This is a genomic window from Lacticaseibacillus saniviri JCM 17471 = DSM 24301 (assembly GCF_001311785.1).
In the GTDB taxonomy this organism is placed as follows: domain Bacteria; phylum Bacillota; class Bacilli; order Lactobacillales; family Lactobacillaceae; genus Lacticaseibacillus; species Lacticaseibacillus saniviri.
Genome location: NZ_BBBX01000012.1, coordinates 60,549 through 73,450 on the forward strand (window position 1 = coordinate 60,549; position 12,902 = coordinate 73,450).

Here is a 12,902-nt window from a genome sequence, read left to right on the forward strand (position 1 = left end):
GAAATGAGGACACATTTTTGACAATTGCAACACCATTCATGCCGTTATGGCAGGCCGCAGGTTTCACCAAGGAAACCATGATTCAAGAGGCCGTTTATCAACCACTGAAGCAAGACCTCTCAGTGGTCGGCTTGGCACCCACGGGATCGGGGAAGACATTGGCCTTTGGGCTTCCCTTGCTTGAGAAACTCGTCCCAGGCGACGGCCTTCAGCTTTTGATCCTATCACCTTCACAGGAGCTGGCGATTCAGACACGTGATGTGTTAATGCCTTACGCTAAAGCGATTGATCTGGGCTTACAGGGTGTCACTGGCTCGGCCAATGTGAAGCGCCAAATTGAGAAGTTAAAGGCAAAACCAGAAGTGATTGTCGCAACACCTGGGCGCTTCATCGAATTGCTAACGGCTAACAGAATCAAACTTCATGATTTGCAAACAATCGTGGTGGATGAAGCGGATGAACTGTTACGCGATCCAGGCTTGGATCAAGTGCGCGAAATCGTGATGGCGTCACCGGCTGATGTCCAGCTCGGCTTCTTTTCCGCGACTGCCAGCCCAATTATGCGCGAACTCGAGCAGTGGTTTGGCCAAAAGCCAGAATGGATCGACGTGCGCGATCAAGATCACACTCAGGGTGAAGTCACGCATTACTTCATTCAATCCGATCGCAAACACCAAGTGGATTGGCTACGTCGATTGGCTCACATTGATAAGTTCCAAGCGTTGGTCTTTTTTAATCAGAACGCGTCAATGGAAAAGGCTGCGGCTATTTTACGCCACCAGGCTGTCAAATTCGGTGTGCTCGCCAAGTCCGGTCGCCAAGTTGCGCGGCAAAAAGCACTGACGGATTTCCGTCAAGGCAAGACCACACTGTTACTCGTGACAGATATAGCCGGGCGGGGCTTGGATATTCCCAAGCTGCCTGCCGTGATTAATTTTGATGTGCCTAAGCGTCACGCGGCCTACATTCACCGTGCAGGGCGGACGGGCCGCATGGGGCAACCCGGATTAGTGATCACCTTGGGCGATGATCACGATCGCCGCGATATGCAAAAGAATTCCCTGAATACGTGATCAAACGCGGGTACATGGTTGATGGCAAGTTGCAGGCGACACCACCAACGCGTGAACAGCGCGAAAAATCGGTTGAGAAGCCGGTTGTGGCCGCAAAGTCAACGCCAACACAGCGTGCATCGCGAGTTGACCGCCCAACCGCTGCTAAAGCTGACACTGACAAGACCCCTAGCAAGCCACACAAGAAAAAGCGGCTCCGTGATCAGAAGAATAAGGGGAAACGGCGGCAACCCACGAAAAATAATTTTCCAGCCATTGGTCTAGCCCATTAATTGTATGAATGCGCTTATCAGTTACGAATTCGCGAAAATTGGCGCGGGTGCATTCGCTTTCAAAATGATGAAATCGGTTTTGAAAGCGACAACAATCGTGGTATCATAGTGAATATAGTAACACCCGATGCAATCATTGCACGGGAAGCGGGACCCTCAACGGTCAACGCAATTGAGAGGAGAACTAGACAATGGCAGAAGAAGAAGCAAACTTAGAGACAATCATGGGGCTCATCATCAATGGTGGGAACGCCAAGAGCAGCGCAATGGAAGCCATCATGGCGGCCAAAACCGGTGATTTTGACGGCGCTGATGCGAAGCTCAAGGAAGCGGACGGCTTTTTGGCTGAAGCGCACAATGCTCAGACAGGCATGCTGACACAAGAGGCACAAGGCAACCACGTGAAGGTCAGCTTGTTGATGGTCCACAGTCAAGATCACATGATGAATGCCATTACTTTCCGTGATTTGGCTGGCGAGATTGTTGATCTGTACAAGAAGTTAGCTGAAAAATAAAACCGGTAACTACACTGTTGGGAGGATTTTGAATGAAGATCGTCAAAACACTTGATATTCCGGCCGATTATTTTTATACCAAGGTGATCGATTCTGTCATTTATGACATCAAGGAACAAACGGGCCAACAGTTACCTGTGACGCGCCTTGAGGGCTTTGAGTATAAAAACAATTCGCCCGTGGCCGTCGCGCAAAAGTGAAGATTACTAAAAATGTGATCAATCAGGCGTATCACTTTGAAACCATCACACCAGGTTCGGTCTTCAAGGTGAATTACGATATTGCCCCAACAGCAGACAATCGGACGCAAGTGACTTACGAGGAAAAAAGTGAGATGAAGGACACGTTATCGCGCATGAATCAGGCGCTGATCGGCATGTTGTTTGGCTTTTTCCGTAAGCGTAATTTCGGTAAGATGTTGACGGCAATCGAAAAATCATATACGACTGCCTAGGAGTTGTGACAAAAGACGATTTGAGAATGAGGATTAACAGGGATTGATGCTAAAGCCCGAACTTAGGCTTTGAATCAATCCTAGTTAACCGGAATTCTCAGTCTTTTGGAACACGATTAATCTATCTTGTTTGGAAATCAAAAAGGGTTGTGACAAAACAAAGTTTTGTCACAACCCTTTTTTGCTTACAGTAATTTGCGGCTTAACAGATTCATCAGCAGGCTGAACACCAGAATGACCACAAAGGTAATGGCCATGTAGATGTTCAGGCGCATCCAGACCCAGAGCCATGACCTGAAGACCCAGCCACTCAACACAAAGATACCGGCTAGTGCCGCAAGCAGCCACGGCAGGCCGCTGAGCGCGTTTTTGAGATCTTGTGTAGATGGGCTAAAACCAGGCGTCAGCACTAATCCGACAAGCAATAGAGCGGCTAACCACGGCCAATTGATTGTGATGTCCTGCAGTCCTCGGAATAATGGCGCGATTTGATTGGTTGCCACACTCTGCCGGATATCCCAGTCAAGGGAGATATTGTTTTGGAAGAATGCTTGGCGCGTGAGTAGCATCATAATCAGAGCGTTGCCCCAGGCGGGCGCAGTGGACGAGAAGAGCAGTCCGACGCGATGTCGCCATTTGGCGGGATTGTATTGCATGTCGACGTGTGCGGCACTGTTGTTGCGATAATCAGGCCGCATCGACAGTTTGCTGACGTGGATACCAAATAAAACGGCAATCGCTGCGTGCCACAGTTCGTGGATGAAGATCCCAGGTCGCATATACCAGAGTTCACTGTTGCTTCGACCTGCACGATTGACGAGATGTTGCACCGTGCTATCACTGAGCCACTTGAGCAACATGATGCCGCCACTGAAAATAATTAGGCTGCTGCCCAATGTTTGCATAAATAGTTGCCAGCTCATAAAGACTCCTTTGAATTAATGATGACCAAGCTCTAACAGCATTGATCCTAATAGAATGAAAAATAGACCGGCGTAGGACATCAATGAGATTGATTCGTGCCAGATGACGACGGACGCCACGGTGGTGAGGACAATCCCGATGGCGCCCCAGAGCGCATAAGCAATATTGAGATCGACGCTCTCAAGTGATAGTGAAAGAAAATAGAAACACACCACGTATGACAGAACAAACAAAAGATGAGTGGGATGTTTTTGAAGTGGTCGGTGGCTTTTAGAAGGCTGGTGCCCAAAACTTCACCGATAATAGCAATAAACAGATAAACGTAGCCTATGAGTTGTTTTCCTTATTTATGAAGAGTAACTGCCGTTGTTTTAAAAGTATAGCACAAGTGATGAGCGACTAAATGCGATCTTTTTGCTCGTTGTCGAACTGAGTTGTCCAAAGATATTGCGGTGCACTTGGTTCACTTTATTTGAAGAATGACGTATCATGGTAAGTGGACAATTTTGGAGGTGACGGCTGTGGATATGGGGCAACATATGTTGCAACAAACGCGGGCTTTATGGGCAATCTGTGAGCGGTACGAGGCGCTGGTATTCAAACTCAATGTTTTGATTCCAGATGCCAAAACCGATGTCACACATCAACTCATGAGCATTAACGCGGAACAACAAACACTGGCAAAGCGCAAGCGGGCACTGCTGGTGTATTTGTTGCAGGATTTGAAGAACCATCAGCAGCGACTCCTCAAACGTAATCCAACACTCACCCAGGTGTTCGTAGATGAAATTACGCAAATGCTTGCGGATTTGCCACGCACACAGAGTATGGTGTTGGATCAACCTGTGCAATCTATTTTGCAACAACTAGAACATATCGTTCACAGCCAACAATTACAGCGCATTCGGTCTTTGGTGATTCGACTTGAGGTGGCGCTTCAAGTTCTACAACCAACTCACGTCGGCATCCACTCGTGCCTTATCAGCCGGGCAGCTTATTCCGGAATTGGGACTTGCTGATGAACCTGATGCAATACGATGCCTATCCGCACGATTATCCCGGGGTTGATGCGGCCACATTTATTCAGTGGTTAGCCTATCACAAGGGGAATACGCGCATTGATGATGTGACGGTGACAGATTTGCGAACCGCAGTTCCCGAAGCAAAAGTCACGGGACTGGCTGGAACGGCATATAGTGTTGTCATCGGCAAAGAGGTGGAAGGCTACATTCTGTTTCGCGGGGCTGAACGGACTGGGATGGCCGGCGAATGGCAGGAAACGGCGCTAGACTGGCAGTACATGCTCAAAAGCATCATGTTGGGTCTGCCTAATGAGTCGGATCAATTACCGATTGCGCGTCAATTCACCCAGATGATCATGGGCCATCTTCAACTGTTATCGCCAGATGCGCGGTTATACGGCATCGGTCACAGTTTGGGCGGGCAATTAGTGCAGGCGGTACAATTGCTCGATCATCCCTTCACGGCGGGCTTTACGCTCAATTCCGTGCCGATGCAGCTGCAACAACTGCAGAGCTTGGCGCCCAAGCGATTCTCAAAAACACAATGGCACGCACTGAAGCATCACCGGGGGCACAATGTCAGTCACTTGCTCCAAGAATTCGGCGAGAAAGCGGCAAACATCATCAATGTGCGATTCAGTCAGGATTTCACCGCATTATTCTATCAGGCCCCCGGCACAATCAGTTTGGGGGAGGAACGCTCATTTACGTTGACCAATTGGCATTATCCCTTCACGGCCAAGCTGTCGAACTTCTTCACCAAAAATGAAATCTCAAATCTCCTGGAATTATTGCGATATGCGCTCATGCGTTTGAGACGAGCAAGCACGCAGCGGCAAGTGGGGGCGTTTCTCTTTGATACGATCCTCACGCTGTATCGCAATGCTAATATTCCTGCCACCGCAACATTCTTAGATCACCTGAGCCAATATCTGTATGCTTGTGACTTCTTCACGAAAGCACCGGTTGACTTCATGACAGATGCCAGCGGCAAGCGGCATTCCTTCCGATTAACCTTTGCTAACCTGATGAATCAACGGGAGTTCTTTAAGAGTTTGAATACGGCAATGTTTGCGCCACTCGTGACCTTACACATTGTGAATGGGGTCAAGTTCATTGTGGCGGATAATCAGCAAGATATTGAAACCGAAGAACTGGGCAGCTCATTTGTGACCCAAACGACCATCCCGACTCAGACCGCGATTCAATCCGTCATTGCGGAGTCGTAATTTTGCTGTCTAACATTGACATACCGGCCTTTTTCCGGCAATATAGTTAATGTTTGCATCCTTAGCTCAGCAGGATAGAGCAACCGCCTCCTAAGCGGTAGGTCATCGGTTCGATTCCGATAGGGTGCATAATTAGATGTTTCAAGATATTTTAAGTTAAATCCAAACACCACTCAACGACCTTCGTTGCAAGGCTTTGACGATTTTTAGAGCTTTCGACAAAATGTAAGATATTCCATAAAGTTGCCCATTCATTGCCCAGATTTGGAAAATATATCTTAAATGGCAGAATTTGGGCAACGATTTGGGCAACAAAAGGCGCAATGCTATATGGCACAAGGGGTTTGCTTGTTACCATCATCCAAGATTTTCAAGTATATTGGATATTTTCGTGTCGTCGCGGGCTTGCATCTCATCTATGATGTGGAGATAGGTGGTCATCGTAGTTTGCAGGTTACCGTGGCCGAGCCGATGGCTGACGGAGAGTAGGCTTACTCCTTGATAGATTAGAACTGATCCGTGAGTGTGGCGCAGACCGTGGCTTGTGATGCGTGGAATACCAAGTGCCTCAGTCAGTCGCTTTAGAACATCGTTGATTGCATGGTTGCTAGCCCAGTCACCGAGATTGTTACGAAATACAAGATTATCCGGGTCTCGGTATCCTGACTTCATGAACGCTTCTGCTTGCTCTGTATGGAGCTTTTTGAGTAAGTCAGCTAGTTCGTTAGGTATGGAAATAGTCCGGTATGACGGCTTGTTTTTAAGCGGTGCAAAGGCATCATGATCGCGACGTGGGCGAGTCTTATAATCCCATGAGCGATCTATTTTATGGTTAAGTTGTCAAAGTCGATTCGGTCCCATGATAACCCAAGGACTTCTTCAAAGCGCATGCCAGTGTACGCTTGAGTCACTATCATATATTCAGTAATTGCCTTGATATTAGCCCTCGATTTTGCCAATGCTATCAGTTTGTTGAAATCCGCCAAGTTTAGGAATTTTTCGCTGGCGTCCTTACCGGCAGTACCAACCAGAGTGATTTTGCGGGTGAAGTCAATATCAGTGATCCCATCTTCTTGTGCATCTTTTACCATTGATCTGATGAATGAATTCATTTTTTGAACAGTTGACCGCGCCATTGCTTTTTCGGTTTGTCATTGTGTGTTTGGTCGGTGCCTAACCAAGTGATGAAATCCTGATAGTTAGATCGTCGGATACTTTTTAAGGGTGTGTCGCCGAAATATATTTCAATCCATCGAGCGGTATTGTAATACCATTCTTCGGTTGGTTTTGCGACTTTGCCCACTTTATAACGACCGTACCAAGTATTGAAGTAGTCTGTAATTGACACATTTGACCCGACCATCGAGAAGCCTTTATCAATTTTTTCCTGCATCTTGGCTGCTGCAATTTGGGCGTCTTTTTTGGTTCGGAACTTTGATTCGCCATAGTTAGTCCATTCGCCAGCCTTGTTCTTCTGTCTAATGCGGTAGCGCCATCCTGATTTTAATTTGTCATAACTTGCCATGCGAATTCCTCCATTTTCTGCTAAAATGAGAGTACACAAATAGCGTGCACTTCGGTGCTGATTTGTTCGTTGCGTCTACCACTGCTTTGGTCGGTGAGGGTAGACGCTTTTTATTTGGAATTTTTCTGTTTTTCAATTAACTCGTACATTTGTTTATTTTGAAATTCTGCCGATGACATTATAAAGCTCTCGTCTTCAGGAAATGATCGTAAATAGTTTCCTATGTGGATTCCCAACATTATCCACAAATCACTATACGGATCCTTATTTTCAAAAAGACTGAGACATGCTATTACAGCACCCAGGCTGCTTCTCATGTGTCCCTGTGAAAATTTGTTTCGAGAGATATCGATGACATTTTTCCGGTATATAAAAGGCGACCATCTAAGGCGATGCCTTCTTGACCGATGATTGTATATCCGATCACCGTGAGCCGCCAAATTTCTGTAAGTTAAAAATAAGTCTAGGACGTCACCAAATGCTTGTTTTAATTTAAGCTCCGGATCTAAGACATTGACGACGTCCTCATCTAATCCAAACATGCTAGATATGACCTGGAGGCGCACTTCTGGTTTGCAAATCTGATACCAATAAAGTACATTCCCAAATGTTAAACCTTTGACCATTATCCAGGGCGGAATATTTCCATGACGTCTATTGTAGAACTCAAAAGGATCTATCGTAGATCTGTTTACTTTATTAAACGTTTTAATAACACCGTCTCGCACGGTATATCTGTGCCCTCTGGACCAATGAGAAGCCCCCGCATTGTAATGACTTGGGGCAGTGTATCTGGTGAAGTCTTCTGAAATTTTGTCTGCTATGGCATAAGCTAAGGCTTGTGTAAAAGTTGTTTCAAATTCCCCTAGCGCTTGCATTACATCTTGTCTAATGTTCTTGTCTAAAGTAAATAATGCAAAAATGTGCTCGAAGTTTGCTGTAGCAAGATATCCTTTGGAGTCGTCATGTGGGTCAACCAAAAATTGTCTTTGTACCCATTAATAATTTCATAGTACCCATAACGTCTGAGAGTATCGGCCGCTGCTTCTTTGTTTAAGAAGTTTAAATGCCTCTCTTCAGATAAGATTTTTATCTGTGAATCAATGGTTTGAAATGGTTTGTCAGTCGTCAAATTTTCATCTCCAAAATAAAAGGACGGGTACAATTGTAATATTGTACTCGCCCAGTGGACCGCATGCGGTCATTTATTTGATTGAGTACATTATGCGTTATAAGTTGTCATTTTGTCAACCTACTAAATCTAGGTAAGAAAGAAGAAGCAATGTGACTATGCTTAGCTTCTTCTCCGTGGTAACACAACATGTTGTGCCGCGTTTAAAAAAAGCTCGTTTAATTTTTTGTCTACCCGGTCTGCTAGGACTGTGGGGTAGGCGCTTTTTATTCCATTGATCCTTGCCAGGTAACGTTCGCAATACGTACGTATAGTTCGGGTGAGGCCGATTCAAATCCCACTCCAATACGGTAGTTTGCGGACTCTCCAGCTTTTAAGTCGCCATCTGCTCCGTTATCTCGATTACTAGACGTCATTCCTTTTACTTTATCGCTGTCCAGGAAGGTAAGATTTGCTCCATCAAATGTGCCAGCAGGGATATCAGTGATTGCTGTCACTTTGTAACTTACAATGGCAAATGATTTTAGCTGTTGGTAGTTTGCCATGAGATCGGCGGTAAGCCCTTCATTTTTATCCGTGATTCGCTGAGCAGAGATAACAGCAACCTTTGCCTTTATTGTGTTGTCTTGAGAATCGAACTCTCTGGTTTCGCCAAAGGGAACACTGTCTGCCTCGTTAGACGCGGATGAATTTGACTCTTCGGAAGCAGAGTCGGATTCCGTTTGCGTTTTTTTTAAACTACTGGCTTCTTTTCTCAAGGAGGAAATAGTTTCCCTATCTTTTTTAGAGTTCGAGCTTTGTGTACTATTACCGCACGCCGCCAAGGTGCAGGCTGATATTAAGATAAGCGACGTAGAAATTAGCTTCTTCATAAATAACTCCTCCGTATGGTAAAATATATTTGCGAGATATACATACCACCAGCTCTTATCCGTGTCAGCGGATGAGGGCTTTTTGTTGTTAGAAGGGTAGGTCATCGGGTCCAGAAATACCGTTGTAGATTTTACCCTCGCTGACGGCCGTTAGCATGTCGTACAGAAAGGGCTCAGAGTCTTTCGCGACCATCATTTGAATCTCCTTGGGAGCAAGATCGCTTTGATAATGATTAACAATCTGACTACTGATATCCCAATTTAATTCGTGACCGTAGTGGAGATACTCGACAAGCCTGCCTTTTAGTGCGTTTGCGGACATGCCTAGCATGCGGCTCATGCTCGCAAAAGATCTCCCCATTGCAATATCATGTTCCAGTCGGCTCGTTGGCAAGAAAAGCAGTGACGCGCCGAAATTAGCTTCGACTTCAAGTGGTTCTTCTTCTTCATTGTAGCCCCGGTGCGAGAGTAAATCATTGAAATTAGTCTGCTGTATGGGCACCTTGCCCTCAATATATTGGAAATAGTGATAGAGCTCGTGTAACTTCGTGAAGCTCTGTCGATTTTGGGCATATCGCGGTTCCATGAGATTAGGGCGCGCTCAGTAAACGGATCAATAAAGAGAGTGCCGCTTAAAAATTTCCGAGCCTCCGAGTCAAAGCTGTAAGACTTAGCTTTGACCCCATGAACGTCATGCAAAAAGCGCAAATAGTCGTCCGGCGTTGGATAGTCTGGAATAGTTGGTATAATTTGAGCTGCTTGTTCAATCTTTTCGGCAGTGCCTTCAGCATTGTAGTACAAGGCGTCTCGTTCGAATTGTTCTAGCAAATTAATCATCCTCTAATTCATGTTTTGCAAACTCCGCGTATTTTTCCAGGCTCTTGCGGAGTTTTTTTACTTGAGCCTCATCTAAACCCGCGGTGTCTATTCTGAAATACTGAATTTGATCATCCTGTTCAACCTCCCTGCTCTCATCGGTTAGTTCCTCGTATGACAGATGCAAAACGCCCGCAACCTTCAGAATGTTTTCATCTTGTGGCCGTTGCGTCTTCCACTTATAAATTGCGTTCTCGCTTAATCCTGCTCGCTTGGCTAGCTCCTTAAGGGAAAGGCCTCGTTGCAAAGAATAGTATTTGACATTGTCAAACAAAGACATACAAATCTCTCCTCATTTTTTTAAATTAAAGTTCAGATTTGCCGGTCAGAATAAAGTTGGATAATTTGTTTGACAAATAAAGTATCCAGATATATACTGAACTCAGCTAATAAAGTTGGCTAACTAAATACGCAAAATAAGGGTCATCAAAGCCTGGGCGGGTGTTTGTTACCTCTAGTTTCCTGCGCACTTTTAGTATATATCTAGATACTTTTTCAGTCAATAAAATTAGCTAAAAATATTCTCACTACAAAGGAAGTGAATCAGATGGACGCCGCGACAGCAAAAGAAATCCGCATCAAATTGGCTCAGAACAGTATGTCGATGACAGATTTAGCCAGTGGCTTGGGTATTTCCCTTGCCTATTTGTCCGATATCATGCACGACAGACGGAATGGACCCAAAGCGCAGTTAATCACACAGGAAGCTTTTTCCTTCTCGATGTGATGGCTAAAGAAACATCCAATTAAAGAAACGAGGTGACGCACATGCAAGCCGTCCAAATTATCAATCCTGATCAAAATGGGCTGTATCTGGTAACTGCTGAAGAGTTAGCTGACCATTTAGGAACGACGGTTCCATATCTATTAGATCGAGCAAAGGAGGAATCCAAATGAAAACTGAACAATGGAATGGCTATGACATTCGATTTGTGGAAGTTGATGGTGAATGGTGGGCAGTAGCAACTGATGTCACTTCCGCCCTTGGCCTTAAACAGACATCACGAGCCATCAATTCGTTGGAACCAGATGGGGTTACTTCAAGTAAGGTCATCGATTCAATGGGGCGGGCACAACAAGCAAACGTGATTAACGAATTCAACATCTACAACTGGTGTTTAAAAGTAAAAAGCAGAAGCCGTTGAATTCCAACGTTGGGTTTTCCGAGTCATTAAACAACTGCGCAAATCATCTGGGCTTGAAGGCTTTGAAATTTTCCGCATGCTGGACAAGCAACATCAGAAGCAGACGATGGCTGATCTATCACATGGATTAAAGCAACCAAAACGTGTTGATTTTATCAAAGCAAACATGATTGCTAACAAAGCTGTCTCCACCAAATTTGGCTATTCAAAGATGGTGAAAAAGATGATATGACGCCTGAAATGATGCTGGCACGCGAACCAATTTTGGCAGACACCACACAACTCATGTCAGTCAAAGACAAATTTGGCTTAGACATCCATGTTGCCGAAACGATTTATGCCAAGTTAGGCGCGTGATTGGAAGTGACCGTACATGTTAGTAATGCAGCCGGCAGCGCGAAAGCTTTTAGGGATGGAAGACGGTGATTAATTTTCGAACTTGGCAAAAGGGGGCTTGGCAATGACACAAGTAATTAAAATTCAGCCTGAAATCACAGTGACTCTGCCAGAGGGCAAAGTTCTTATTGATGAGGATGAGTACAACCGGTTAAAGGAAGACGAGCTATTTAAACAGTGGGGATTTGATGACTTGAGAGCTGCTGTGCTGAACAAAGCTTCATGGTGGGTAACTCAAGAAATTACCAGCAAGTATAGGGATGAGTTGAGCATTGAGAATGGCGGCTTCGTCCGATATCCATCAACGAATGGTGTGCCATGGAGAATGGATGCTCACAAAATGTCTGATTGGTTAAAGGAAAATTGGGACAAGTTGGACTGGGAAGCGAAGAGGTTAGGAGGTAAATAACATGGCGGATTGGATTTTTACACATCCATTACAAGCCCGGACACTAGGACTGCTACTGGTGTTAGCGATGTTCTGGTGGGCAGGACGTGAAAGGAAGGTGAAGGAATGAAAATCACAATTGAAGGTACACCTGATGAAATAAAAAAGCGCTCCAAGCCGTGCAGAGCGAGGAACGCCATAATAAATCTATCTATCCATACAAACAGTTGTCTGTCGGTGTGATAGCACTTCTAAAGCTAACTTCAGAAAATGCAATGGATGTTGCGGGTATTAATGATTCTGAAACACGGAATGCCGTAAAAGCGCTAATCGAGAATAAGATATTAATCTAAATATTCTTTTCGTTCTGTTTCAGAAATAGCAACTACGCCAAAAAGTCCTTCCAAAACGTAGATGGCGCGAAGAAGCTCTTGGTAATAGATATCTGTCCATTGATGACTATGATCTGCGGATATGCTTTTGAACATTTCACGAACAAAATTTTTCATTGAAGACATTGCCTGATCAATCTCAATACGTTCCAAATCTGAATCGGCCGTTGTGATTGCTTGCATACTTCGTAAATCTGCATAAGCAGCATTCGCAAATCCAATCGCGCTCATTTGTTTTACAGCAATTTGTTGTTCCAAGTTCGAATCAACAGATTCAAAAATCAATTCATGAGCATATGATGCATTGCTGGATGCGCTTTGTAACAAGTCACCAAGTCTAGCAATAGAATATTCAAGATTTTCACTCATTATGATTACCTCTTTTCTACAGGTAGTCGAACATCCCAGTGTTGGTATATTGAGGAGGAACATTCGCTGCCTTGTATTTTACTCCAATTGGAATGAACACACAATATGTATGGAGGTCTACATGTGGAACACAATATCTAGTATTTTGAAAACAAAAGTATGTCAGTTTTTGAATTGTCTAAACTTACCGGCTATGCACAAACCGGTGCGATTTACCGTTTGAAAAATGGCGACATAAAAGCCATCATTTGAAATGATGGAACGAATCGCTGATGCGTTGAGCGTCAGTATGGATGTATTTCGTGGAGGTGAAAAGAA

General features: G+C 44.9%; 16 protein-coding genes, 1 tRNA gene and 3 pseudogenes. 10 read left to right on the plus strand and 10 right to left on the minus strand.

The window, feature by feature from the left end; all coding sequences use genetic code 11:
* Positions 1–17 precede the first annotated feature (17 nt).
* The 3 genes and pseudogenes from JCM17471_RS07390 to JCM17471_RS15180 all read left to right on the plus strand — a co-directional run bounded on the left by JCM17471_RS07390 (position 18) and on the right by JCM17471_RS15180 (position 2,314).
* Positions 18–1,345: pseudogene (locus tag JCM17471_RS07390) on the plus strand (DEAD/DEAH box helicase).
* 191 nt (positions 1,346–1,536) lie between these two features.
* Complete coding sequence (locus tag JCM17471_RS07395) at positions 1,537–1,860, plus strand: PTS sugar transporter subunit IIA (RefSeq protein ID WP_054777386.1); 324 nt, start codon at positions 1,537–1,539, stop codon at positions 1,858–1,860.
* Between the two features lie 32 nt (positions 1,861–1,892).
* A pseudogene (locus JCM17471_RS15180) lies at positions 1,893–2,314 on the plus strand (DUF3284 domain-containing protein).
* Positions 2,315–2,499: 185 nt separating this feature from the next.
* Here the strand turns inward: JCM17471_RS15180 and JCM17471_RS07405 are convergent.
* Both JCM17471_RS07405 and JCM17471_RS15950 read right to left on the minus strand, forming a co-directional pair.
* Positions 2,500–3,219 carry a hypothetical protein gene (locus JCM17471_RS07405; RefSeq protein ID WP_156321637.1) on the minus strand — a complete coding sequence of 240 codons (720 nt, stop codon included), beginning with the start codon at positions 3,217–3,219 and terminating at the stop codon, positions 2,500–2,502.
* Positions 3,220–3,252: 33 nt separating this feature from the next.
* The gene (locus tag JCM17471_RS15950; RefSeq protein ID WP_369395836.1) at positions 3,253–3,453 is read right to left on the minus strand and encodes a DMT family transporter; all 201 of its coding nucleotides are present in this window, start codon (positions 3,451–3,453) and stop codon (positions 3,253–3,255) included.
* Between the two features lie 306 nt (positions 3,454–3,759).
* On the opposite strand from JCM17471_RS15950, the gene JCM17471_RS07410 reads away from it, so the two are divergent.
* The 3 genes from JCM17471_RS07410 to JCM17471_RS07420 all read left to right on the plus strand — a co-directional run bounded on the left by JCM17471_RS07410 (position 3,760) and on the right by JCM17471_RS07420 (position 5,618).
* The gene (locus tag JCM17471_RS07410) at positions 3,760–4,257 is read left to right on the plus strand and encodes a hypothetical protein (protein ID WP_054777389.1); all 498 of its coding nucleotides are present in this window, start codon (positions 3,760–3,762) and stop codon (positions 4,255–4,257) included.
* Positions 4,212–5,489, plus strand: coding sequence for a DUF6792 domain-containing protein (locus JCM17471_RS07415; RefSeq protein ID WP_156321638.1), 1,278 nt, complete (start codon positions 4,212–4,214; stop codon positions 5,487–5,489). The genes JCM17471_RS07410 and JCM17471_RS07415 overlap by 46 nt, the downstream gene beginning before the upstream one ends.
* A 55-nt stretch (positions 5,490–5,544) precedes the next feature.
* A tRNA-Arg gene (locus tag JCM17471_RS07420) sits at positions 5,545–5,618 on the plus strand.
* Positions 5,619–5,846: 228 nt separating this feature from the next.
* Here the strand turns inward: JCM17471_RS07420 and JCM17471_RS16530 are convergent.
* The 7 genes from JCM17471_RS16530 to JCM17471_RS07460 all read right to left on the minus strand — a co-directional run bounded on the left by JCM17471_RS16530 (position 5,847) and on the right by JCM17471_RS07460 (position 10,174).
* Positions 5,847–6,314, minus strand: coding sequence for a site-specific integrase (locus JCM17471_RS16530; RefSeq protein WP_082395254.1), 468 nt, complete (start codon positions 6,312–6,314; stop codon positions 5,847–5,849).
* The gene (locus JCM17471_RS07430) at positions 6,311–6,580 is read right to left on the minus strand and encodes a site-specific integrase (protein ID WP_156321639.1); all 270 of its coding nucleotides are present in this window, start codon (positions 6,578–6,580) and stop codon (positions 6,311–6,313) included. The genes JCM17471_RS16530 and JCM17471_RS07430 overlap by 4 nt, the downstream gene beginning before the upstream one ends.
* Before the next feature lie 17 nt (positions 6,581–6,597).
* Positions 6,598–7,014 (minus strand): hypothetical protein, encoded by a 417-nt coding sequence (locus JCM17471_RS07435; RefSeq protein WP_054777393.1) that lies wholly within the window; start codon positions 7,012–7,014, stop codon positions 6,598–6,600.
* Positions 7,015–7,124: 110 nt separating this feature from the next.
* A complete protein-coding gene (locus JCM17471_RS07440; protein ID WP_054777394.1) occupies positions 7,125–7,994 on the minus strand; it encodes an Abi family protein in 870 nt (289 codons plus the stop codon).
* A 418-nt stretch (positions 7,995–8,412) separates the two neighbouring features.
* Positions 8,413–9,018, minus strand: coding sequence for a hypothetical protein (locus JCM17471_RS07445; protein WP_054777395.1), 606 nt, complete (start codon positions 9,016–9,018; stop codon positions 8,413–8,415).
* An 88-nt stretch (positions 9,019–9,106) separates the two neighbouring features.
* Positions 9,107–9,604 (minus strand): ImmA/IrrE family metallo-endopeptidase, encoded by a 498-nt coding sequence (locus tag JCM17471_RS14060; protein WP_156321640.1) that lies wholly within the window; start codon positions 9,602–9,604, stop codon positions 9,107–9,109.
* A 243-nt stretch (positions 9,605–9,847) separates the two neighbouring features.
* Positions 9,848–10,174 carry a helix-turn-helix domain-containing protein gene (locus JCM17471_RS07460; protein ID WP_054777398.1) on the minus strand — a complete coding sequence of 109 codons (327 nt, stop codon included), beginning with the start codon at positions 10,172–10,174 and terminating at the stop codon, positions 9,848–9,850.
* Between the two features lie 267 nt (positions 10,175–10,441).
* Between JCM17471_RS07460 and JCM17471_RS07465 the strand changes: the two genes are divergently transcribed.
* The 4 genes and pseudogenes from JCM17471_RS07465 (at position 10,442) to JCM17471_RS07480 (ending at position 11,844) form a co-directional block, all read left to right on the plus strand.
* Positions 10,442–10,621, plus strand: coding sequence for a helix-turn-helix domain-containing protein (locus JCM17471_RS07465; protein ID WP_054777399.1), 180 nt, complete (start codon positions 10,442–10,444; stop codon positions 10,619–10,621).
* A 41-nt stretch (positions 10,622–10,662) separates the two neighbouring features.
* The gene (locus tag JCM17471_RS15960; RefSeq protein WP_263849458.1) at positions 10,663–10,791 is read left to right on the plus strand and encodes a hypothetical protein; all 129 of its coding nucleotides are present in this window, start codon (positions 10,663–10,665) and stop codon (positions 10,789–10,791) included.
* Positions 10,788–11,396: pseudogene (locus JCM17471_RS15185) on the plus strand (BRO-N domain-containing protein). Before JCM17471_RS15960 ends, JCM17471_RS15185 begins: the two are co-directional and overlap by 4 nt.
* Before the next feature lie 103 nt (positions 11,397–11,499).
* Complete coding sequence (locus JCM17471_RS07480; protein ID WP_054777401.1) at positions 11,500–11,844, plus strand: DUF771 domain-containing protein; 345 nt, start codon at positions 11,500–11,502, stop codon at positions 11,842–11,844.
* Positions 11,845–12,167: 323 nt separating this feature from the next.
* Here JCM17471_RS07480 and JCM17471_RS07485 read toward each other — a convergent pair whose 3' ends face one another.
* Positions 12,168–12,584: a hypothetical protein gene (locus tag JCM17471_RS07485; protein ID WP_054777402.1), complete on the minus strand. Its 417-nt coding sequence runs from the start codon at positions 12,582–12,584 to the stop codon at positions 12,168–12,170.
* Positions 12,585–12,902 lie beyond the last annotated feature (318 nt).